The sequence below is a fragment of the Citrobacter sp. R-1.5.2 genome (genome assembly GCF_035064245.1).
In the GTDB taxonomy this organism is placed as follows: domain Bacteria; phylum Pseudomonadota; class Gammaproteobacteria; order Enterobacterales; family Enterobacteriaceae; genus Citrobacter.
In genome coordinates this window covers 106776-127792 of record NZ_JASEYC010000003.1, presented here as the reverse complement: position 1 = coordinate 127792, position 21017 = coordinate 106776, and the positions used below count along the sequence as shown (strand labels likewise).

Sequence of the window (21017 nt, the reverse complement as noted above, 5' to 3'; positions counted from 1 at the left end):
GCTACGTAGCTCAGCTGGTTAGAGCACATCACTCATAATGATGGGGTCACAGGTTCGAATCCCGTCGTAGCCACCATCTTTTTTGCGGGAGTGGCGAAATTGGTAGACGCACCAGATTTAGGTTCTGGCGCCGCAAGGTGTGCGAGTTCAAGTCTCGCCTCCCGCACCATTCACCCGTAAGCGTTGCACGGATGGGGTATCGCCAAGCGGTAAGGCACCGGTTTTTGATACCGGCATTCCCTGGTTCGAATCCAGGTACCCCAGCCATTTTTTCTTCGATAAAGCGGTTCACCGCAACGGTCATTGGGGTATCGCCAAGCGGTAAGGCACCGGTTTTTGATACCGGCATTCCCTGGTTCGAATCCAGGTACCCCAGCCATCGAAGAATATGTTAGTATTTGGCTACGTAGCTCAGCTGGTTAGAGCACATCACTCATAATGATGGGGTCACAGGTTCGAATCCCGTCGTAGCCACCATATTAAGATGTATCGGGTTAATCCGGTAAATCCAAAAAATTGTTGGGGTATCGCCAAGCGGTAAGGCTCTGGTTTCTGATACCAGCATTCCGAGGTTCGAATCCTCGTACCCCAGCCATATTAAAGAAGCCATCCACTTTGTGGGTGCACCCGTTGGGGTATCGCCAAGCGGTAAGGCTCTGGTTTCTGATACCAGCATTCCGAGGTTCGAATCCTCGTACCCCAGCCATATTAAAAAAGCTCGCTTCGGCGAGCTTTTTTCTTTTCTAACGCCGGTTGACGGCAATCCTTATCAGGCCTACATGACTTGTAGGCCTGATAAGCGTAGCGACATCAGGTACTACCCGAGCTACAACCCTAGCGCATACTTCAGTGCCTGGCGCTTCAACACGCCTGCGCGTTCTGCAGCCATTAGTCCTAGATTACGTATGATGCGCAGCGGTTGCAGGTTATTACTGAATCCGGCGTAGAACAAATCCATGCCACTCTGCATGATAAAATTATCGGTCATACGGCGATTCTGATAGCGTTTCAGTACTGGCTGGCTAGCCCAGGACTCACCGTAGCTGCGGGCATTCACCAGCACGTCAATCAGTGCATCGACATCGCGAAATCCCAGATTTACGCCCTGCCCCGCCAAGGGATGAATGGTATGCGCTGCATCACCGACCAACGCCAGTCCCGGCTGAACATACTGCAGCGCATGACGACGCGTAAGAGGAAATGCGCCTGCAGCCACAGGCAGCACGTTACCCAGTCGCGATGGGAAATGTTTGCCTATCTCTGTCTGGAGTTGCGCCATGCTTAAGCTTTGTAACTGACGGATACGCGCCGGGGTGTCGTACCACACCAACGAAGCCCAGTCGTCGAACAACGGTAAAAATGCACGCGGACCGTCAGGGGTAAACTGCTGCCAGGTGCTGTCTCCGGGTGCGTTTTCACACTGGACAGTTATCAGCATACAAGATTGCGCGTATTGCCAGGCATGGATACCAATCCCGGCCATTTTGCGTACCTGGGAGTTGGCACCATCAGCACCGATCACCAGCTTCGCGTTGATTTTTCCACCATCTGCCAGCTCAAGTTCATGCCGGTCATTATGCCGATGTAAAGAAATCAGCGATGTGGGCACGCGCAACGTCACTTTAGGGTGAGCTTCCAGCGCCTGCCAGAGCGCTTGTTGCAGGACGGTATTCTCCACCATGTAACCCAGCAACGGCAGCTTAAGCTCCGCAGCATCAAACACCACATGGGCATTTTCCCATTCCCACGTCTCCAGCCGACGATAAGGATGGCTGCGCATCCCCTGCACCGTATCCCAGACGCCCAGCCCCTTAAGCAGCGATACCGAAGCGGAACTGATGGCCGAAATTCTGACATCCGGCTGTCCGTCAGCCACAAACGGCGCGGGCACGGCATGCTCGATAACCGTTACCGTAAATCCGTGCTGCGCCAGTCCCAGCGCCAGCGCGCCGCCGACCATCCCCCCGCCGACAATGGCAATTTCCGTTGGTTGATTTGTCATGGTCAATCATCCTGTTACATGTATTGTGTAAGTTTACAGGATTTTTTACCCCTTGAGGCTGACATCCGTCATACTGGTCACAACCGCGCCAAAGCAGTACACTATGCGCCCTGCATTTCAGCCACAATTTCGCAAGAGCAAGTCGATGACCAAAAAACTCCATATTAAAACCTGGGGCTGTCAGATGAACGAATACGATTCATCGAAGATGGCCGATCTGCTGGATGCCACTCACGGGTATCAACTGACCGACGTGGCGGAAGAAGCGGATGTGCTGCTGCTGAATACCTGCTCAATCCGCGAGAAGGCTCAGGAAAAAGTCTTCCATCAGTTAGGTCGCTGGAAGCTCTTAAAAGAGAAAAATCCCGATCTCATCATTGGTGTTGGTGGCTGCGTGGCATCTCAGGAAGGCGACCATATTCGCCAACGCGCACACTACGTCGATATTATTTTCGGGCCGCAAACTCTGCATCGTCTGCCGGAAATGATCAACAAAGTGCGCGGTAGCAATACCCGTAGCCCGGTGGTAGATATCAGCTTCCCGGAGATCGAAAAGTTCGATCGTCTGCCGGAACCGCGTGCCGAAGGTCCAAGCGCGTTTGTGTCCATCATGGAAGGCTGCAATAAATATTGTACTTACTGCGTGGTCCCCTACACCCGTGGTGAAGAAGTCAGCCGCCCGGCGGATGATATCCTGTTTGAAATCGCCCAGCTTGCGGCGCAAGGCGTACGCGAAGTGAACCTGCTGGGGCAAAACGTCAACGCCTGGCGTGGTGAAAACTACGATGGCACGATCGGTTCGTTCGCTGATCTACTCCGTCTGGTCGCTGCAATCGACGGCATTGACCGTATCCGATTTACCACCAGCCATCCGATCGAATTCACCGATGATATCGTTGAGGTCTACCGTGATACGCCAGAACTGGTGAGCTTCCTGCACCTGCCGGTACAGAGCGGTTCGGATCGTGTGCTAAACCTGATGGGTCGTACCCATACCGCGCTGGAATACAAAGCGATCATCCGTAAACTGCGCGCAGCACGTCCGGATATCCAGATTAGCTCCGACTTCATCGTCGGCTTCCCAGGTGAAACCACCCAGGACTTCGAGCAGACCATGAAGCTGATCGCTGATGTCAATTTCGACATGAGTTACAGCTTTATCTTCTCTGCGCGCCCTGGCACTCCAGCAGCCGATATGGTTGACGATGTGCCGGAAGAAGAGAAAAAACAGCGTCTGTACATCCTGCAGGAGCGTATTAACCAGCAAGCCATGGCCTGGAGCCGTCGTATGCTTGGCACGACTCAGCGTATTCTGGTTGAAGGCACATCGCGTAAGAGCATCATGGAGCTGTCAGGTCGTACCGAAAATAACCGCGTGGTGAACTTCGAAGGCACCCCGGAAATGGTCGGTAAGTTTGTCGATGTTGAAATTACCGATGTCTGGACGAACTCCCTGCGCGGCAAAGTCGTGCGCACTGAAGACGAAATGGGCCTGCGCATCGCAGAAACCCCGGAGTCAGTGATCGCACGTACCCGTAAAGAAAACGATCTGGGTGTCGGTATTTATCAGCCGTAATCCTGCTGAAATACGCCAATAATGCCCGATGGCGCTGCGCTTATCGGGCCTACACTTCCAGGCTCGCTGCTCCGGCGGGCCTTGTAATCTGCCCTGGCACCCCCATATTTATCGCAATGCTTGCGCCTTTCCCCCATGGCGTGAATAATTTCCTTAGATGCCGGTAAATGTTCAGCGTCCGGCGAGACATGCATAAGAGGAACAGTTTGAACATAGACACTCGCGAAATTACCCTTGAACCCGCAGACAATGCCCGCCTGTTGAGCCTTTGCGGGCCATTTGATGACAACATAAAACAACTGGAGCGTCGTCTCGGCATCGAAATTAACCGCCGCGATAACCACTTCAAACTGACCGGTCGCCCCATTTGTGTCACCGCTGCGGCTGATATTTTACGCAGCCTGTATGTCGATACGGCCCCAATGCGCGGCCAGACACAGGACATCGAGCCAGAACAAATTCATCTGGCGATTAAAGAAGCGCGTGTGCTTGAACAGAGCGCAGACAGCGTGCCGGAATTTGGCAAAGCGGTGAATATCAAAACCAAGCGCGGAGTGATTAAACCGCGTACGCCGAACCAGGCGCAGTACATCGCTAACATCCTCGATCACGACATCACCTTCGGCGTTGGCCCGGCGGGTACCGGTAAAACGTACCTTGCGGTTGCCGCCGCGGTCGATGCGCTTGAGCGTCAGGAGATCCGTCGAATTCTGCTGACCCGCCCGGCGGTGGAAGCAGGTGAAAAACTGGGTTTCCTGCCAGGCGATCTGAGTCAGAAAGTCGATCCGTATTTGCGCCCACTGTATGACGCGCTGTTCGAAATGCTGGGTTTTGAAAAGGTCGAGAAGCTGATTGAGCGCAACGTCATTGAGGTCGCACCGTTGGCCTATATGCGCGGCCGTACGTTAAACGATGCGTTCATCATTCTTGATGAGAGCCAGAACACCACCATCGAACAGATGAAAATGTTCCTGACCCGTATCGGCTTTAACTCCAAAGCCGTCATTACCGGGGACATCACGCAGATTGACCTGCCGCGCAGCACCAAGTCTGGTCTGCGTCATGCCATTGAAGTGCTGGCCGAAGTCGATGAGATTAGCTTTAATTTCTTCCATAGCGAAGACGTGGTACGCCACCCGGTTGTTGCCCGTATCGTGACGGCATATGAAGCCTGGGAAGAAGCAGAACAAAAACGCAAAGCCGAGCTGGCGGCAGAACGCAAGCGCGAAGCTCAGGAGCAGGAACAAAAATGAGTCAGGTTATTCTCGATTTACAGCTGGCATGCGAAAACGAATCCGGCTTACCACCAGAAAGTCAGTTTCAGACATGGCTGGATGCCGTGATCCCACAGTTTCAGGAAGAGTCAGAGGTCACGATTCGTTTGGTCGATGACGCTGAAAGCCACGAGCTGAACCTGACCTATCGCGGGAAAGATAAATCAACCAACGTGCTCTCTTTCCCGTTTGAAGCGCCTCCGGGCATTGAAATGCCGCTGCTGGGCGATCTGGTCATCTGCCGCCAGGTGGTTGAGAAAGAAGCTCAGGAGCAAGGCAAACCGCTTGAGGCCCACTGGGCGCATATGGTGGTACATGGTAGCCTGCATTTATTGGGCTACGACCATATTGAAGATGACGAAGCAGAAGAGATGGAATCCCTCGAAACAGAGATTATGCTTGCTCTGGGCTATGAGGATCCGTACATTGCCGAGAAAGAATAAGCATTTCGAAGTCTTGTAGCCTGATAAGCGTAGCGCCATCAGGCAAAACATGCCGTCACAGCTGAGTATACGCATGACGAGCGCCCCATTAACTAACATGAGAACCCATACGACGCCATGAGCGACGACAATTCACACAGTAGTGACACGTTAACCAGCAAAAAGGGATTTTTTTCCCTGTTACTGAGCCAACTTTTCCACGGTGAACCGAAAAACCGTGACGAACTGTTGGAGCTGATCCGTGATTCCGGGCAGAACGACCTTATCGATGAAGATACGCGCGATATGCTCGAAGGGGTGATGGACATTGCGGACCAGCGCGTTCGCGACATCATGATCCCCCGCTCTCAGATGATTACCCTGAAACGCAACCAGACTCTGGACGAATGCCTTGATGTCATTATCGAGTCTGCCCACTCGCGTTTTCCGGTGATCAGCGAAGACAAAGATCACATTGAAGGGATTCTGATGGCCAAGGATCTGCTGCCCTTTATGCGCAGCGATGCCGAAGCATTCAGCATGGAGAAAGTGTTACGCCAGGCGGTTGTTGTCCCTGAGAGCAAGCGTGTTGATCGCATGCTGAAAGAGTTCCGCTCCCAGCGTTACCATATGGCAATCGTCATCGACGAATTCGGCGGCGTGTCTGGTCTGGTGACCATCGAAGACATTCTTGAGCTGATCGTCGGTGAAATTGAAGATGAGTACGACGAAGAAGACGATATCGACTTCCGTCAGCTCAGCCGTCACACCTGGACTATTCGCGCGCTGGCGCCGATTGAAGACTTCAACGAAGCCTTCGGGACCCACTTTAGCGACGAAGAAGTTGATACCATTGGCGGGCTGGTTATGCAGGCCTTTGGTCATTTACCCGCTCGCGGTGAGACCATCGACATCGATGGTTACCAGTTCAAAGTGGCTATGGCTGACAGCCGTCGTATTATTCAGGTTCATGTCAGAATTCCGGACGACTCACCCCAGCCCAAACTGGACGAATAAACCCGAAACTGGATCATAGACTACATGGCATTTGCCCCATTAATTGAACGCCAGCGCATTCGCCTGCTGCTGGCGTTATTATTCGGTGCCTGCGGGACGCTGGCGTTCTCTCCGTATGACATCTGGCCCGCCGCGATTATTTCGCTGATGGGTCTACAGGCTCTCACCCTCAACCGCCGTCCACTCCAGTCTGCTGCCATTGGCTACTTCTGGGGAATGGGGCTGTTTGGTTCAGGCATCAACTGGGTCTACGTCAGCATCGCGCAATTTGGCGGCATGCCGGGGCCGGTAAACGTTTTTCTCGTGGTTCTGCTTGCCGCCTACCTGTCGCTCTACACCGGTCTGTTTGCTGGCATTCTGTCGCGTCTGTGGCCGAAAACTAACTGGATTCGGGTAGCGATTGCCGCGCCGGTTATCTGGCAGATAACTGAATTCCTGCGCGGCTGGGTTCTGACCGGCTTCCCATGGTTGCAGTTTGGCTACAGCCAAATTGATGGCCCGCTTAAAGGGCTTGCACCGGTAATGGGCGTAGAAGCAATCAACTTCCTGTTGATGATAGTCAGCGGCCTGCTGGTGCTGGCGTTAGTCAGCCGTAACTGGCGTCCGCTGGTCGTGGCCGTGATCCTCTTCGCACTACCCTTCCCGCTTCGCTATATCCAGTGGTATACGCTGGAACCTGAAAAAACCACGCAGGTATCGATGGTGCAAGGCGACATTCCACAGTCGCTGAAGTGGGATGAGGGCCAGCTACTTAACACGCTGAAGATTTACCTTGATGCTACCGAGCAAGAGATGGGTAAATCGCAGCTAATTATCTGGCCGGAGTCTGCAATCCCGGATCTGGAAATTAATCAGCAGCGTTTTCTGAGCATGATGGATGACCTGCTGAAATCCAAAAACAGCACGCTGATCACCGGCATTGTCGACGCTCGCCTCAACAAGCAGAACCGTTACGATACCTACAACACCATCATTACGCTGGGTAAAGACAGTCCGTACAGTTATGACTCGACCAATCGCTATAACAAAAATCACCTCGTCCCATTTGGTGAGTTTGTTCCGCTGGAATCGATTCTGCGCCCGTTAGCACCGTTCTTTGATCTGCCGATGTCGTCATTCAGCCGTGGGCCATATGTTCAGCCCCAGCTCCATGCGCATGGTTTCAAACTGACAGCGGCAATCTGCTACGAAATTATTCTTGGCGAACAGGTACGTGACAACTTCCGCCCGGATACTGACTATCTGTTGACCATCTCTAACGATGCCTGGTTCGGTAAGTCGATCGGTCCGTGGCAACATTTCCAGATGGCGCGTATGCGTTCTCTGGAGCTGGCACGCCCGCTGCTGCGTAGCACCAATAACGGTATTACCGCGGTGATTGGCCCGCAAGGTGAAATTCAGGCGATGATCCCGCAGTTTACCCGTCAGGTACTGACCACCAGCGTTACGCCAACCACGGGCTTAACCCCATATGCGCGAACCGGTAACTGGCCACTGTGGCTGCTTACCGCACTGTTTGGTTTCGGTGCAGTCGTGATGAGCCTGCGCCAACGCCGCCGTTAAATTCGCAGGCCGGATAAGGCGGTACGCCGCCGCCCGGCCATCATGCCTCCTCCGCCGGATGGCGCTGCGCTTATCCGGCTTACTCCTCCCTCCTCTCCCATTCTGGCACGTCTATTGCTTTGTTATACAAGGCAAACGCTGTTTTGGCTGAATGTGCAACCTGGTCGCACCAAAGTTGAGCGAAGGTAGCACCTGAAAAGTGCAACAAGATATTTTTGCCCCCAAATGGTGCGGCGCACTTCGCAAAAATAAACAATAACACAGCAAATTCTTTACATTCATCCAAACTAAATGTTAACAAACATATACAAGACTGCACGTTTAAGTAGCAAACAATAACAACATCACAATGGGTATCAATGCGTCACCGGCGCAGACGATAAAGGAGTTGGATATGCAATTACGTAAGCTCGCCACAGCCATGCTGGTTATGGGAATGTCCGCTGGTCTGGCGCACGCAGAAGACGCAGCACCAGCGGCAGGCAGTACGCTGGATAAGATCGCTAAAAATGGCGTAATCGTCGTCGGACACCGCGAATCCTCGGTACCGTTTTCTTACTACGATAATCAGCAAAAAGTGGTCGGCTATTCACAGGATTACTCCAACGCAATTGTTGACGCTGTGAAGAAAAAGCTGAACAAGCCTGACCTGCAGGTGAAACTGATCCCAATTACCTCTCAGAACCGTATTCCGCTGTTGCAAAATGGCACCTTCGACTTTGAGTGTGGTTCCACCACCAACAACGTTGAGCGCCAGAAGCAAGCGGCTTTCTCTGACACTATTTTCGTTGTCGGCACCCGTCTGCTGGCGAAAAAAGGTGGCGATATCAAAGATTTCCCTGATCTGAAAGGGAAAGCGGTAGTCGTTACTTCCGGTACCACCTCAGAAGTGCTGCTGCACAAACTGAACGAAGAACAAAAAATGGATATGCGCATCATCAGTGCGAAAGACCACGGTGACTCTTTCCGTACTCTGGAAAGTGGTCGCGCCGTTGCCTTTATGATGGATGACGCACTGCTGGCCGGCGAGCGCGCGAAAGCGAAGAAACCGGACAACTGGGAGATCGTTGGCAAGCCGCAATCTCAGGAAGCTTACGGCTGTATGCTGCGTAAAGACGATGCTGAATTCAAAAAGCTGATGGATGACACCATTGCCCAGGCTCAGACTTCAGGCGAGGCGGAAAAATGGTTTGATAAGTGGTTTAAAAACCCGATTCCACCGAAAAACCTGAACATGAATTTCGAACTGTCAGACGAAATGAAGGCTCTGTTCAAGTCACCGAATGATAAAGCGCTTAACTAACTAAAATAAATGGGGCGAGTTCACCTTGCCCTCTCGATTGTTACTTGGCACGGACAGACTATAAGCCTGATGGTCGTTCCCCATCAGGCCTGAAAACCGCTAAACGCTGAATAACAATCTTCGAGGGTAGCGCTGCTACCCTTTTTTTTCTGGAGTAGATTTATGTCTATAGACTGGAACTGGGGTATTTTTTTACAACAGGCCCCGTTCGGCAACACCACCTATCTTGGCTGGCTCTGGAGCGGTTTCCAGGTCACTGTCGCATTATCCATCACCGCCTGGATTATCGCTTTCCTGGTGGGCTCATTATTCGGCATCTTACGCACCGTTCCAAATCGTTTCCTTTCCGGGATCGGTACGCTGTATGTCGAGCTCTTTCGTAACGTACCGCTGATCGTTCAATTTTTTACCTGGTACCTGGTCGTGCCTGAGTTGCTGCCGGAAAATATTGGCATGTGGTTTAAGTCAGAGCTGGACCCTAACATCCAGTTCTTCCTTTCCTCCATGATTTGTCTGGGGCTGTTTACCGCCGCACGCGTCTGTGAGCAGGTTCGAGCCGCGATTCAATCACTGCCTCGCGGGCAGAAAAACGCCGCACTGGCGATGGGGCTAACGCTGCCACAGGCCTACCGCTATGTTTTGCTGCCAAACGCCTACCGCGTGATTGTGCCGCCAATGACCTCAGAGATGATGAACCTGGTGAAGAACTCAGCCATCGCCTCAACCATCGGTCTGGTCGATATGGCTGCACAGGCTGGAAAACTGCTGGATTACTCTGCCCACGCATGGGAATCATTTACGGCCATTACCCTGGCCTATGTACTGATTAACGCCTTTATTATGCTGGTGATGAATCTCGTCGAACGTAAAATCCGCCTGCCTGGCAATTTAGGAGGCAAATAATGTACGAATTTGACTGGAGTTCTATCGTCCCTTCCCTGCCATATTTGTTGGATGGACTGCTCATCACGCTGAAAATCACCGTTACAGCGGTTGTCATCGGTATCGTGTGGGGAACCCTCCTGGCAGTCATGCGACTGTCGAGCTTTGCGCCGATTTCCTGGTTTGCGAAGATCTACGTCAACGTATTCCGCTCCATCCCTCTGGTCATGGTGTTGCTGTGGTTCTACCTGATTGTGCCCGGTTTTCTGCAAAACGTGCTGGGGCTGTCACCGAAAACCGATATTCGCCTGATCTCAGCAATGGTCGCGTTTTCGATGTTCGAAGCGGCCTACTACTCGGAAATTATCCGGGCAGGGATCCAGAGTATCTCTCGCGGGCAGTCCAGTGCTGCGCTGGCGCTAGGGATGACGCACTGGCAATCAATGAAGCTCATCATATTGCCGCAGGCATTCCGCGCTATGGTTCCGCTGCTACTGACTCAGGGCATCGTACTGTTCCAGGATACCTCGCTGGTCTACGTATTGAGTCTGGCAGATTTCTTCCGCACCGCCTCCACTATTGGCGAGCGTGACGGTACACAGGTCGAAATGATCCTGTTCGCTGGCGCCGTCTATTTTGTATTCAGTCTGAGCGCATCGTTGTTGGTCAGCTATTTGAAGAAAAGGACAGTTTAATGATTACCCTGAAAAATGTTTCTAAATGGTATGGTCACTTTCAGGTGCTGACCGACTGCTCCACGGAAGTGAAAAAAGGAGAAGTGGTGGTGGTCTGTGGCCCGTCAGGCTCCGGTAAATCCACACTTATCAAGACGGTAAACGGCCTGGAACCAGTCCAGCAGGGCATCATCACGGTTGACGGCACTGTCGTAAATGACAAGAAAACCGATCTGGCCAAACTACGCTCCCGCGTCGGCATGGTGTTCCAGCACTTTGAGCTGTTCCCCCATTTGTCGATCATCGAGAATTTGACACTAGCCCAGGTCAAAGTGCTTAAACGCGATAAAGCGCCAGCACGGGCAAAAGCGCAAAAGCTGCTTGAACGCGTCGGTCTGGCGGCGCATGCCGAGAAGTTTCCGGCACAACTCTCTGGTGGTCAGCAACAACGTGTCGCTATCGCCCGGGCGCTGTGTATGGATCCTATTGCCATGCTGTTTGACGAGCCGACGTCAGCACTGGACCCCGAAATGATCAACGAAGTACTGGACGTGATGGTTGAGCTGGCCAATGAAGGGATGACCATGATGGTGGTTACCCACGAAATGGGCTTTGCGCGGAAAGTAGCGAACCGGGTGATCTTTATGGATGAAGGGAAAATTGTTGAAGACTCACCGAAAGAAGAGTTCTTCGCCAACCCAAAATCAGACCGCGCCAAAGACTTCCTCGCGAAAATATTGCACTGATCATACTGGCGCGTACATTCAGGTGCGCGCCACCTCACGCTTTATACCTTCACTTCTCGAATCATGTACAGCCCAGCGTTAACCTTGTCACAAAGTCCCACTTACAAGGAGCAACAATGGCACTTCCCATTCTGTTTGATTGCGATCCAGGTCATGACGACGCTATCGCAATTGTTCTCGCCCTCGCCTCACCTGAGCTGGACGTTAAAGCGATAACCTCTTCTGCCGGTAACCAGACACCCGATAAAACGTTACGTAACGTGTTGCGCATGTTGACGCTGCTTAACCGTACCGATATTCCAGTGGCCGGCGGAGCGCTAAAACCATTGATGCGCGATCTGATTATCGCCGACAACGTGCACGGTGAAAGCGGTCTGGATGGCCCTGCGCTACCGGAGCCCGCTTTTGCTCCACAGGCCTGTACAGCCGTTGAGTTGATGGCAAAAACCCTACGCGAGAGCCATGAGCCGGTAACGATTGTCTCCACCGGGCCGCAAACGAACGTGGCGTTGCTGCTGAACAGCCATCCTGAACTGCACGCTAAGATCGCCCGTATCGTTATCATGGGTGGTGCAATGGGTCTCGGGAACTGGACGCCCGCGGCAGAGTTCAATATTTATGTTGATCCTGAAGCGGCCGAGATTGTGTTCCAGTCGGGAATTCCGGTAGTGATGGCGGGGCTTGATGTCACACATAAAGCACAAATTCATCGTGAAGATACGGAACGGTTCCGTGCGATTGGGAACCCCATTTCCACCATTGTCGCTGAGTTGCTGGACTTTTTCTTCGAGTATCACAAAGACGAGAAATGGGGATTTGTCGGTGCACCGCTGCACGACCCATGCACCATTGCCTGGCTGCTGAAACCTGAGCTGTTTACTACCGTTGAGCGGTGGGTCGGGGTGGAAACGCAGGGTAAATATACCCAGGGAATGACCGTGGTGGACTACTACTTCCTGAGCGGCAATAAGCCAAATGCCAGTGTGATGGTGGACGTTGATCGCCAGGGGTTTGTCGATCTGCTGGCAGAGCGTCTGAAGTTTTACGCCTAAACCACGCCGGATGGCGCTAACGCTTATCCGGCCTACAAAATCGTGCAATTTGTAGGCCGGATAAGACGCTTTGCATTTCCATCCGGCAATAAGCGATTACGGCTCAAACGGTCGGCGCTGGAACTGATCGTGTCCACATTTCGGACACAGCGGCAGCACATCCGGGGTGTAAACCGCTAAATGGAAATGGCACTTCTCGCAGACCAGATTTCCCAGTCCCACCACCTCGCCACTGTGATAAACCCCATGATGGCTAAGGTCCTGAAATACCTCGCGCCATTCAAGCTGCGTTTTGTCGGTGATATCGGCCAACTCTTGCCAGATACTCTCCTTGATAACCCGCATAAAGACGCTGTCACTCTCTTCATCAAGGCTCTCTTCATAGCTAAGAGCGAACTCCTCCAAGTCACGTCTCACGGCCCGGGTAAGCTCTTCCACCTCGGTTCGGGTTAACTCCCCGGTTTGCATCACGCGCTGACGCGCCTGGTCCACCAGCGCATCAATATCGCGTTCGCCATTTCGCAGACGTTCGCTGAGTGACGTCACCAGTTCACGGTAATATTGAGCAACCTTGTTCATCGCTTCGCCTCCTGGGTCGTTAACTGTCTATAATAATAGACGTTATTTACGCTACGCTTTGCAAGACTGTCCACAGAGTGTGTAAATTCGTGCAAGAATTATCCTTGCGGGAATTCAACGCTGAATGCGCGAAAGGCTGTTTTGACGCGGGCGTTTGGGCTATGCTATGCGGATCTGAAACACCACATCTAGAGCTACGTTTGTAGCTGTATTGAAAACAGGACCACTGGCTGCCATGCAAGAGCAATACCGCCCGGAAGAGATAGAATCCAAAGTACAGCTTCACTGGGATGAGAAGCGCACATTTGAAGTTACCGAAGACGAGAGCAAAGAGAAGTATTACTGCCTGTCTATGCTTCCCTATCCTTCTGGTCGACTACACATGGGCCACGTACGTAACTACACCATCGGTGACGTAATCGCCCGCTACCAGCGCATGCTGGGCAAAAACGTACTGCAGCCTATTGGCTGGGATGCGTTCGGTCTGCCTGCGGAAGGCGCTGCGGTTAAGAACAACACCGCGCCAGCACCGTGGACGTACGACAACATCGCGTACATGAAAAACCAGCTCAAAATGCTGGGCTTTGGTTACGACTGGAGCCGCGAGCTGGCAACCTGTACCCCGGAATACTACCGTTGGGAACAGAAGTTCTTCACCGAACTGTACAAAAAAGGTCTGGTATACAAGAAAACCTCTGCGGTGAACTGGTGCCCTAACGACCAGACCGTACTGGCAAACGAACAGGTTATTGACGGCTGCTGCTGGCGCTGCGATACCAAAGTTGAGCGTAAAGAGATCCCACAGTGGTTCATCAAAATTACCGCTTACGCTGACGAACTGCTGCGTGATCTGGATAACCTGGATCACTGGCCTGACACCGTTAAAACAATGCAGCGTAACTGGATTGGCCGCTCTGAAGGTGTAGAAATCACCTTCAACGTGAACGGTTACGACAACACGCTGACCGTCTATACCACCCGTCCGGACACCTTTATGGGTGCAACCTACCTGGCTGTTGCGGCAGGTCACCCGCTGGCGCAAAAAGCGGCGGCAAATAACCCGGAGCTGGCGGCATTTATCGATGAATGTCGCAACACCAAGGTTGCTGAAGCTGAAATGGCGACCATGGAGAAGAAAGGTGTCGATACCGGCTTTAAAGCCATTCACCCGCTGACGGGCGAAGAGATCCCGGTTTGGGCAGCAAACTTTGTCCTGATGGAATACGGTACGGGCGCTGTGATGGCCGTTCCGGGTCACGATCAGCGCGATTATGAGTTTGCAACCAAGTATGGCCTGGCCATCAAGCCGGTAATTCTGACCGCTGAAGGCGCAGAGCCGGATCTGTCTGAACAGGCGCTGACCGAAAAAGGCGTGTTGTTTAACTCTGGCGAGTTTGACGGCCTGGCCTTCGAAGACGCGTTCAACGCCATTGCTGACAAGCTGGTAGCGAAAGGCGTGGGTGAACGTAAAGTTAACTACCGTCTGCGCGACTGGGGTGTTTCCCGTCAGCGTTACTGGGGTGCGCCAATCCCGATGGTCACGCTGGAAGACGGCACCGTACTGCCGACACCAGAAGATCAACTGCCGGTGATTCTGCCAGAAGATGTCGTCATGGACGGTATCACCAGCCCGATCAAAGCCGATCCGGAGTGGGCGAAAACCACCGTTAACGGTATGCCTGCCCTGCGTGAAACCGACACCTTTGATACCTTTATGGAGTCCTCCTGGTACTACGCGCGTTATACCTGCCCGCAGTACAACGAAGGGATGCTGGATCCGGAAGCGGCAAACTACTGGCTGCCGGTTGATATCTACATTGGTGGTATTGAACACGCCATCATGCACCTGCTCTACTTCCGCTTCTTCCACAAACTGATGCGCGACGCGGGCATGGTGAACTCTGACGAACCGGCTAAACAGCTGCTGTGCCAGGGTATGGTGCTGGCAGATGCATTCTACTACGTTGGCGCAAACGGCGAGCGTAACTGGGTTTCTCCGGTTGATGCGATCGTTGAGCGCGACGAAAAAGGTCGTATCGTTAAGGCCCAGGACGCACAAGGTCATGAACTGGTGTATACCGGCATGAGCAAAATGTCCAAATCGAAAAATAACGGTATCGACCCGCAGGTAATGGTTGAACGTTACGGTGCGGATACCGTACGTCTGTTCATGATGTTTGCCTCTCCGGCTGATATGACACTGGAGTGGCAAGAATCCGGCGTAGAAGGGGCAAACCGCTTCCTGAAACGTGTCTGGAAACTGGTTTACGAGCACACCACCAAAGGTGATGTGGCTGCATTGAACGTTGATGCATTGAGCGAAGACCAAAAAACGCTGCGTCGTGACGTGCACAAAACCATCGCTAAAGTGACTGATGATATCGGTCGCCGTCAGACCTTTAACACCGCGATTGCGGCGATTATGGAACTGATGAACAAGCTGGCAAAAGCACCGCAGGAAGACGATCAGGACAGAGCCCTGATGCAGGAAGCACTGTTGGCCGTTGTGCGTATGCTTAACCCGTTCACCCCACACGTTTGCTTCACCTTGTGGCAAGCGCTGAAAGGCGAAGGTGATATCGACAATGCACCGTGGCCTGTTGCTGACGAAAGCGCAATGATCGAAGACTCTACGCTGGTCGTGGTCCAGGTCAACGGCAAAGTCCGTGGTAAAATTACCGTCCCGGTAAACGCCACTGAAGAGCAGGTTCGTGAACGTGCTGGCCAGGAGCATCTGGTCGCAAAATATCTTGATGGCGTTACCGTACGTAAAGTGATTTATGTACCGGGTAAACTCCTCAATCTGGTCGTTGGCTAAGCGCGGGAGGAAGCGTGCGACATCTGACAACATTGTTGTTATCCCTGGTGGTGCTTGTCACCGCCGGGTGTGGCTGGCATCTGCGTAGTACTACGCAGGTTCCCCCCACGATGAAAACCATGATTCTGGTCACGGGCGATCCGAACGGCCCGTTAAGCCGTGCGGTGCGTAATCAGCTGCGTTTGAATGGCGTTACACTGCTGGAAGACAGCTCAACGCGCAAAGACGTTCCGTCCTTACGCCTTGGTGCAGTCAGCATTTCGCAGGATACCGCGTCCGTGTTCCAGAACGGTCAAACCGCTGAATACCAGATGGTGATGTCCGTTAGTGCTTCAGTCCTGATCCCGGGCCATGATATTTACCCGATCAGCGCTAAAGTCTATCGTTCATTCTTCGACAACCCGCAAGCGGCACTGGCGAAGGATAACGAGCAGGAGATGATCGTTAAAGAGATGTACGACAAGGCGGCCGAGCAGTTGATTCGTAAACTGCCAAGCGTACATATTGCTGATGTTCAGTCATCCAGTGATGACGTCGAGCCTGCAGTGAAAACTGCAGCGCCAGCGTCCTCCTCTCCGGCGCGTGTTTCCACCACGCTGGGTAACTGATGCTCAAGTTGTACCCTGAACAACTCCGCGCACAGCTCAATGAAGGGCTGCGCGCGGCGTATTTATTACTGGGCAATGACCCCCTGTTGTTGCAGGAGAGCCAGGATATCGTCCGTATGGCTGCCGCCGCGCAAGGGTTCGAAGAACACCATACGTTCACCCTCGATACCAGCACCGACTGGGGCGCAATCTTTTCCCTTTGCCAGGCGATGAGCCTGTTTGCCAGCCGTCAAACGTTACTCCTGCAGCTGCCAGAAAATGGCCCCAATGCCGCCATTAACGAACAACTTGCCTCGCTCGTCACGCTGCTACATGACGATCTGCTGCTTATTGTTCGTGGTAACAAGCTGACCAAAGCCCAGGAAAACGCCGCATGGTATTCCGGACTGGCGAATAACGCGGTGCTGGTCAGTTGCCAGACACCTGAACAGGCACAGCTTCCGCGTTGGGTAGCTGCAAGGGCGAAACATCATAATCTGCAGCTGGATGACGCCGCCAACCAGCTCTTATGCTATTGCTACGAAGGCAATCTGTTAGCGTTAGCGCAGGCGCTGGAGCGGTTGTCGCTACTTTGGCCTGACGGTAAATTAACGCTGCCTCGTGTGGAGCAAGCCGTTAACGATGCCGCGCACTTTACCCCCTTCCACTGGGTAGATGCGCTGCTGATGGGCAAAAGCAAGCGCGCGCTGCATATTCTGCAACAGCTCCGTCTTGAAGGCAGTGAACCCGTTATTTTGTTACGTACTCTGCAGCGGGAATTATTACTGCTGGTGAACCTGAAACGGCAGTCGGCCCATACCCCATTACGGGCATTGTTTGACAAACATCGGGTATGGCAAAATCGCCGTGGCATGATGGGAGATGCGTTAAACCGACTGACCCCCACGCAGTTACGTCAGGCGGTCACGCTGTTAACACGTACGGAAATTACGCTTAAACAAGACTATGGTCAGTCAGTGTGGGCGGAGCTTGAGGGACTTTCCCTGTTGCTTTGCCATAAATCACTGGCAGATGTTTTTATTGATGGTTGATATGAAATCATTGCAGGCTCTGTTCGGTGGCACCTTTGATCCGGTGCATTATGGTCATCTGAAACCCGTTGAAATTCTGGCTAATCTGATTGGCCTGTCTCGGGTTATTGTCATGCCCAATAACGTGCCACCACATCGTGCGCAACCGGAAGCCTCCAGCGTCCAGCGTAAACATATGCTTGAACTGGCCATTGCCGACAAACCTTTGTTTTCACTGGATGAGCGCGAGCTAAAACGCAATACCGCCTCGTACACCGCACAAACACTGCAAGAGTGGCGCGTGGAACAAGGCCCGGATGCACCGCTGGCATTCATTATTGGTCAGGATTCACTGCTGACCTTTCCTTCCTGGCATGATTACGACACGATTCTGGATAACACCCATCTTATCGTGTGTCGACGACCGGGTTATCCCCTTGAGATGGCACAGGAACAGCACCAGCAATGGCTGGAAAATCATCTGACCCATACGGCAGATGATCTGCATAACCTGCCGGCAGGTAAGATTTACCTTGCTGAAACGCCCTGGTTCAATATCTCCGCTACACTTATCCGCGAACGCCTGGAAAAAGGCGAGCCGTGCGACGACTTACTGCCACGCGCCGTGCTCGACTATATCAGCCAGCAGGGTTTGTACCGCTAAGCGTGTTGGTTAATGCCGCCAGCAGGCGGTCATTTTCTTGCTGACTGCGAACAGCAACCCGGTAATAACGCGCGTCCAACCCCGGGTAATTGGCACAGCTACGGATCAAAACATGTTGTTCCAGCAGTGATTTTTGCAAATCGATATCCGGTCGATCGCAGCGTAACAGCCGATAGTTAGCCCGACCGGGATAGACAGTCAGGCCGGGCAGCGTTTGCAATTGTTGATCAAATCGCTGTCCTTCCTGTGCCAGCCATTGCCACGTCGCCCTCTGGTAGGCGCTATCGCTTAGAATCATCTCTCCCGCCAGCGCGGCAAATGCGTTAATTGACCACGGCATTTGTCGGCTGCGCATCCGTGCCACGGCCTGTTCGTCGCTATTGACCAGATAACCCAATCGCAACCCCGGTATCGCATAGAACTTGGTCAGCGAGCGAAGAACCCAAATGTGCGGATTCTCTTGTAGCCGCGGAATAAAACCTTCCTCCCCGGCAATAAAATCGATAAAGGCTTCATCCAGAATCAAGGTAATCCCCAATTCAGCGCAGCGCGTTGTTATCGCAGCAAGCAGACGATCATCGGGCAATAGCCCTGTCGGGTTGTTCGGCGTACAGAGAAAAAGGCAGTCCAGCTGCGGCGTTAACGCATCAAGGATCGTGGCGGTGAGCTGCCAGCCATCCTCCTCGCGCAGCGCAAATTCATGGATTGCACATTCGCCCCATTCCAGCGCCCGGCGGTATTCAGCAAATCCGGGGGCGACAATCATCGCATGACGTGGCTTGAGCCCATTAACGATGGTGAAAATAGATTCTGTTTCGCCATTCCCCGCGAGGATCCACGAAACAGGTATCTGGTGATGCTGCGCCAGCGCCGCATGCAACTGGGTGTAGTCAACGTCCGGGTAGCGTTCAGCCCTGTCCAGATTGTCGATAAGCGCGCATTTTAAGGTTGCGGGCATACCCAGCGGGTTAATATTCGCGCTAAAATCCAGCAATTGCTCAGGCGGGATGCCCAACAATGCGGCGGCTTCTCGGGTATTACCGCCGTGCGCGCTCTTCAATAAAGACATCGTGCCGCTCCAGTCAAAAGAGGGTATTTTATTGAAAAAATCTCTGCGCAATCAGGGCAAGCATCATATTTTGTGCGAATAGCCCCAAGAGGAAAAAATGAGACTCTGGTTAGTACGTCACGGAGAAACCGAAGCCAATGTCGCTGGGTTATACAGCGGTCATGCCCCCACACCGCTAACGGAACGGGGGATTGCTCAGGCGCAATCACTGAGTGGGCTGCTACGCAATGTCCCTTTCAACAACGTTCTGTGCAGCGAACTCGAACGCGCCCGCCATACAACCCAACTGATTCTGGCGGAACGCGAGGTTCCTGTGCGTGTCATGCCTGAACTTAATGAGATGTTCTTTGGCGACTGGGAAATGCGCCATCATCGCGATCTTGCACGTGAAGACGCTGAAAATTATGCCGTATGGTGTAATGACTGGCAGAACGCAACCCCAACCAATGGCGAAGGATTCCAGGCATTTTCACAGCGTGTTGAACGTTTCATTGCGCAGCTTGCTGATTACAAAGACAGTCAAAATCTGTTGGTGGTGAGTCATCAGGGCGTGCTGAGTGTGCTGGTGGCCCGGCTGCTGTCCATGCCTGCGGCCGCCATGTGGCACTTTCGCATCGAACAGGGTTGCTGGAGTGCAATTGATTTTTGTGACGACTTTGCGGTTCTGAAAGTTCTCAATAGTCGCGCCGTGTGGCACGAGGGTGAGTGAATGCACTGTTTTTTCTGCCGATGGGCCTCTCTCCCATTGACACCCTATGACAGGCTGCTATTCTCCGCAACCTGACTTTTCCCGCCTTTCAGAGCTTTGCAGAAATTGTTTTACAAAAATGGCGATGCATTCTGTTGCGTGGGGTGGGATGATAGCGCACCGCAAAAGCGCTTTCGGAGACATTTGTCCCGATATCGCCTCTGGTTCAGGTATACTAACAGACGTTTTTAACTCTTTTTCACCCAGGGGGAACACTTGCAGGGTAAAGCACTCCAGGATTTTGTAATCGACAAAATTGATGACCTGAAAGGTCAAGACATCATCGCCTTAGATGTTCAGGGCAAATCCAGTATCACCGATTGCATGATTATCTGCACTGGCACGTCCAGCCGCCATGTCATGTCTATCGCCGATCACGTCGTTCAGGAATCTCGCACCGCCGGTCTGCTGCCGCTTGGCGTAGAAGGCGAAAACGTAGCTGACTGGATCGTTGTCGATCTTGGCGATGTGATTGTCCACGTTATGCAGGAAGAGAGCCGTCGCCTGTATGAACTGGAAAAACTCTGGAGTTAATACGTGAAGCTGCAACTTGTCGCCGTGGGTACGAAGATGCCTGACTGGGTGCAAACCGGTTTTACGGAGTACCTGCGTCGGTTTCCAAAAGACATGCCCTTTGAGCTGATTGAAATCCCGGCAGGAAAACGCGGCAAGAACGCAGACATTAAGCGCATTCTCGACAAAGAGGGTGAACAGATGCTGGCCGCCGCAGGCAAAAACCGCATCGTCACCCTTGATATCCCAGGCAAACCCTGGGACACGCCACAACTGGCGACCGAACTGGAACGCTGGAAACTGGATGGTCGTGACGTCAGTCTGTTGATTGGCGGGCCGGAAGGGCTGTCCCCCGCCTGCAAAGCGGCAGCGGAACAAAGCTGGTCACTCTCTGCATTAACCCTTCCCCACCCTCTTGTTCGGGTGCTGGTCGCAGAGAGTCTGTACAGGGCGTGGAGCATTACCACCAACCATCCTTATCACCGTGAGTGATCATT

General features: G+C 52.9%; 20 protein-coding genes and 7 tRNA genes. 24 read left to right on the top strand and 3 right to left on the bottom strand.

Annotation, left to right across the window (positions count from 1 at the left end; all coding sequences use genetic code 11):
- The 7 genes from QMN38_RS07565 to QMN38_RS07535 all read left to right on the top strand — a co-directional run bounded on the left by QMN38_RS07565 (nucleotide 1) and on the right by QMN38_RS07535 (nucleotide 706).
- A tRNA-Met gene (locus QMN38_RS07565) sits at nucleotides 1-76 on the top strand.
- An 8-nt stretch (nucleotides 77-84) separates the two neighbouring features.
- A tRNA-Leu gene (locus tag QMN38_RS07560) sits at nucleotides 85-169 on the top strand.
- 23 nt (nucleotides 170-192) lie between these two features.
- Nucleotides 193-267: transfer RNA gene (locus tag QMN38_RS07555), tRNA-Gln, on the top strand.
- Nucleotides 268-304: 37 nt separating this feature from the next.
- A tRNA-Gln gene (locus QMN38_RS07550) sits at nucleotides 305-379 on the top strand.
- Between the two features lie 21 nt (nucleotides 380-400).
- Nucleotides 401-477: transfer RNA gene (locus QMN38_RS07545), tRNA-Met, on the top strand.
- A 43-nt stretch (nucleotides 478-520) separates the two neighbouring features.
- Nucleotides 521-595, top strand: a tRNA-Gln gene (locus QMN38_RS07540).
- A 36-nt stretch (nucleotides 596-631) separates the two neighbouring features.
- A tRNA-Gln gene (locus tag QMN38_RS07535) sits at nucleotides 632-706 on the top strand.
- Nucleotides 707-826: 120 nt separating this feature from the next.
- Here QMN38_RS07535 and ubiF read toward each other — a convergent pair.
- Nucleotides 827-2002, bottom strand: coding sequence for a 3-demethoxyubiquinol 3-hydroxylase (ubiF, locus tag QMN38_RS07530; protein ID WP_271449863.1), 1176 nt, complete (start codon nucleotides 2000-2002; stop codon nucleotides 827-829).
- A gap of 145 nt (nucleotides 2003-2147) precedes the next feature.
- Here ubiF and miaB point away from each other — a divergent pair, with 145 nt between their 5' ends.
- From miaB to rihA, 10 genes are all read left to right on the top strand, one after another.
- The gene (gene miaB / locus QMN38_RS07525; RefSeq protein WP_202039144.1) at nucleotides 2148-3578 is read left to right on the top strand and encodes a tRNA (N6-isopentenyl adenosine(37)-C2)-methylthiotransferase MiaB; all 1431 of its coding nucleotides are present in this window, start codon (nucleotides 2148-2150) and stop codon (nucleotides 3576-3578) included.
- 206 nt (nucleotides 3579-3784) lie between these two features.
- The gene (locus QMN38_RS07520; protein WP_019076268.1) at nucleotides 3785-4831 is read left to right on the top strand and encodes a PhoH family protein; all 1047 of its coding nucleotides are present in this window, start codon (nucleotides 3785-3787) and stop codon (nucleotides 4829-4831) included.
- Nucleotides 4828-5295 carry an rRNA maturation RNase YbeY gene (gene ybeY, locus QMN38_RS07515; RefSeq protein ID WP_137384499.1) on the top strand — a complete coding sequence of 156 codons (468 nt, stop codon included), beginning with the start codon at nucleotides 4828-4830 and terminating at the stop codon, nucleotides 5293-5295. The genes QMN38_RS07520 and ybeY overlap by 4 nt, the downstream gene beginning before the upstream one ends.
- Before the next feature lie 117 nt (nucleotides 5296-5412).
- Nucleotides 5413-6291: a CNNM family magnesium/cobalt transport protein CorC gene (gene corC, locus QMN38_RS07510; protein WP_038638785.1), complete on the top strand. Its 879-nt coding sequence runs from the start codon at nucleotides 5413-5415 to the stop codon at nucleotides 6289-6291.
- Nucleotides 6292-6315: 24 nt separating this feature from the next.
- Entirely contained in the window at nucleotides 6316-7854 is a 1539-nt protein-coding gene (gene lnt, locus QMN38_RS07505; RefSeq protein ID WP_271441579.1) for an apolipoprotein N-acyltransferase, read from the top strand.
- Nucleotides 7855-8248: 394 nt separating this feature from the next.
- The gene (locus tag QMN38_RS07500; RefSeq protein ID WP_271441578.1) at nucleotides 8249-9157 is read left to right on the top strand and encodes an amino acid ABC transporter substrate-binding protein; all 909 of its coding nucleotides are present in this window, start codon (nucleotides 8249-8251) and stop codon (nucleotides 9155-9157) included.
- A gap of 162 nt (nucleotides 9158-9319) precedes the next feature.
- Nucleotides 9320-10060 carry a glutamate/aspartate ABC transporter permease GltJ gene (gene gltJ / locus QMN38_RS07495; RefSeq protein ID WP_271441577.1) on the top strand — a complete coding sequence of 247 codons (741 nt, stop codon included), beginning with the start codon at nucleotides 9320-9322 and terminating at the stop codon, nucleotides 10058-10060.
- Nucleotides 10060-10734, top strand: coding sequence for a glutamate/aspartate ABC transporter permease GltK (gltK, locus tag QMN38_RS07490; protein WP_323604783.1), 675 nt, complete (start codon nucleotides 10060-10062; stop codon nucleotides 10732-10734). Before gltJ ends, gltK begins: the two co-directional genes overlap by 1 nt.
- On the top strand, nucleotides 10734-11459 hold the full coding sequence (gene gltL, locus QMN38_RS07485) for a glutamate/aspartate ABC transporter ATP-binding protein GltL (protein ID WP_042309800.1): 726 nt from the start codon (nucleotides 10734-10736) through the stop codon (nucleotides 11457-11459). The genes gltK and gltL overlap by 1 nt, the downstream gene beginning before the upstream one ends.
- Before the next feature lie 116 nt (nucleotides 11460-11575).
- The gene (gene rihA / locus QMN38_RS07480; protein ID WP_271441576.1) at nucleotides 11576-12511 is read left to right on the top strand and encodes a pyrimidine-specific ribonucleoside hydrolase RihA; all 936 of its coding nucleotides are present in this window, start codon (nucleotides 11576-11578) and stop codon (nucleotides 12509-12511) included.
- A gap of 96 nt (nucleotides 12512-12607) precedes the next feature.
- On the opposite strand, the gene QMN38_RS07475 is transcribed toward rihA, so the two are convergent.
- Nucleotides 12608-13090: a zinc ribbon-containing protein gene (locus QMN38_RS07475; protein ID WP_271449865.1), complete on the bottom strand. Its 483-nt coding sequence runs from the start codon at nucleotides 13088-13090 to the stop codon at nucleotides 12608-12610.
- Between the two features lie 235 nt (nucleotides 13091-13325).
- Between QMN38_RS07475 and leuS the strand changes: the two genes are divergently transcribed.
- From leuS to nadD, 4 genes are read left to right on the top strand one after another with little or no spacing between them, the layout of a single operon-like run.
- On the top strand, nucleotides 13326-15908 hold the full coding sequence (leuS, locus tag QMN38_RS07470) for a leucine--tRNA ligase (protein WP_271441575.1): 2583 nt from the start codon (nucleotides 13326-13328) through the stop codon (nucleotides 15906-15908).
- A gap of 14 nt (nucleotides 15909-15922) precedes the next feature.
- Nucleotides 15923-16516: an LPS assembly lipoprotein LptE gene (gene lptE, locus QMN38_RS07465; protein WP_271441574.1), complete on the top strand. Its 594-nt coding sequence runs from the start codon at nucleotides 15923-15925 to the stop codon at nucleotides 16514-16516.
- A complete protein-coding gene (gene holA / locus QMN38_RS07460) occupies nucleotides 16516-17547 on the top strand; it encodes a DNA polymerase III subunit delta (RefSeq protein WP_271449867.1) in 1032 nt (343 codons plus the stop codon). The genes lptE and holA overlap by 1 nt, the downstream gene beginning before the upstream one ends.
- 1 nt (nucleotide 17548) lies before the next feature.
- A complete protein-coding gene (gene nadD / locus QMN38_RS07455; RefSeq protein ID WP_323604864.1) occupies nucleotides 17549-18190 on the top strand; it encodes a nicotinate-nucleotide adenylyltransferase in 642 nt (213 codons plus the stop codon).
- On the opposite strand, the gene cobD is transcribed toward nadD, so the two are convergent.
- Entirely contained in the window at nucleotides 18165-19259 is a 1095-nt protein-coding gene (cobD, locus tag QMN38_RS07450) for a threonine-phosphate decarboxylase CobD (protein ID WP_323604782.1), read from the bottom strand. The genes nadD and cobD overlap by 26 nt on opposite strands.
- A gap of 97 nt (nucleotides 19260-19356) precedes the next feature.
- Here cobD and QMN38_RS07445 point away from each other — a divergent pair, with 97 nt between their 5' ends.
- The 3 genes from QMN38_RS07445 to rlmH all read left to right on the top strand — a co-directional run bounded on the left by QMN38_RS07445 (nucleotide 19357) and on the right by rlmH (nucleotide 21012).
- Nucleotides 19357-19968 (top strand): adenosylcobalamin/alpha-ribazole phosphatase, encoded by a 612-nt coding sequence (locus QMN38_RS07445; protein WP_271449869.1) that lies wholly within the window; start codon nucleotides 19357-19359, stop codon nucleotides 19966-19968.
- Nucleotides 19969-20223: 255 nt separating this feature from the next.
- Entirely contained in the window at nucleotides 20224-20541 is a 318-nt protein-coding gene (rsfS, locus tag QMN38_RS07440) for a ribosome silencing factor (protein WP_003022728.1), read from the top strand.
- 3 nt (nucleotides 20542-20544) lie between these two features.
- Nucleotides 20545-21012, top strand: a complete 468-nt coding sequence (rlmH, locus tag QMN38_RS07435) for a 23S rRNA (pseudouridine(1915)-N(3))-methyltransferase RlmH (RefSeq protein WP_003022725.1) — start codon at nucleotides 20545-20547, stop codon at nucleotides 21010-21012.
- Nucleotides 21013-21017 lie beyond the last annotated feature (5 nt).

What these genes read in the sequence shown, in the direction of transcription:
- ybeY (WP_137384499.1), top strand. Translation starts at nt 4,828, where the DNA reads ATGAGTCAGGTTATTCTCGATTTACAGCTGGCATGCGAAAACGAATCC.
- gltL (WP_042309800.1), top strand. Translation starts at nt 10,734, where the DNA reads ATGATTACCCTGAAAAATGTTTCTAAATGGTATGGTCACTTTCAGGTG.
- rihA (WP_271441576.1), top strand. Translation starts at nt 11,576, where the DNA reads ATGGCACTTCCCATTCTGTTTGATTGCGATCCAGGTCATGACGACGCT.
- nadD (WP_323604864.1), top strand. Translation starts at nt 17,549, where the DNA reads ATGAAATCATTGCAGGCTCTGTTCGGTGGCACCTTTGATCCGGTGCAT.
- QMN38_RS07500 (WP_271441578.1), top strand. Translation starts at nt 8,249, where the DNA reads ATGCAATTACGTAAGCTCGCCACAGCCATGCTGGTTATGGGAATGTCC.
- miaB (WP_202039144.1), top strand. Translation starts at nt 2,148, where the DNA reads ATGACCAAAAAACTCCATATTAAAACCTGGGGCTGTCAGATGAACGAA.
- QMN38_RS07445 (WP_271449869.1), top strand. Translation starts at nt 19,357, where the DNA reads ATGAGACTCTGGTTAGTACGTCACGGAGAAACCGAAGCCAATGTCGCT.
- ubiF (WP_271449863.1), bottom strand. Translation starts at nt 2,002, where the DNA reads ATGACAAATCAACCAACGGAAATTGCCATTGTCGGCGGGGGGATGGTC.
- gltK (WP_323604783.1), top strand. Translation starts at nt 10,060, where the DNA reads ATGTACGAATTTGACTGGAGTTCTATCGTCCCTTCCCTGCCATATTTG.
- lnt (WP_271441579.1), top strand. Translation starts at nt 6,316, where the DNA reads ATGGCATTTGCCCCATTAATTGAACGCCAGCGCATTCGCCTGCTGCTG.
- gltJ (WP_271441577.1), top strand. Translation starts at nt 9,320, where the DNA reads ATGTCTATAGACTGGAACTGGGGTATTTTTTTACAACAGGCCCCGTTC.
- cobD (WP_323604782.1), bottom strand. Translation starts at nt 19,259, where the DNA reads ATGTCTTTATTGAAGAGCGCGCACGGCGGTAATACCCGAGAAGCCGCC.
- holA (WP_271449867.1), top strand. Translation starts at nt 16,516, where the DNA reads ATGCTCAAGTTGTACCCTGAACAACTCCGCGCACAGCTCAATGAAGGG.
- corC (WP_038638785.1), top strand. Translation starts at nt 5,413, where the DNA reads ATGAGCGACGACAATTCACACAGTAGTGACACGTTAACCAGCAAAAAG.
- leuS (WP_271441575.1), top strand. Translation starts at nt 13,326, where the DNA reads ATGCAAGAGCAATACCGCCCGGAAGAGATAGAATCCAAAGTACAGCTT.
- QMN38_RS07475 (WP_271449865.1), bottom strand. Translation starts at nt 13,090, where the DNA reads ATGAACAAGGTTGCTCAATATTACCGTGAACTGGTGACGTCACTCAGC.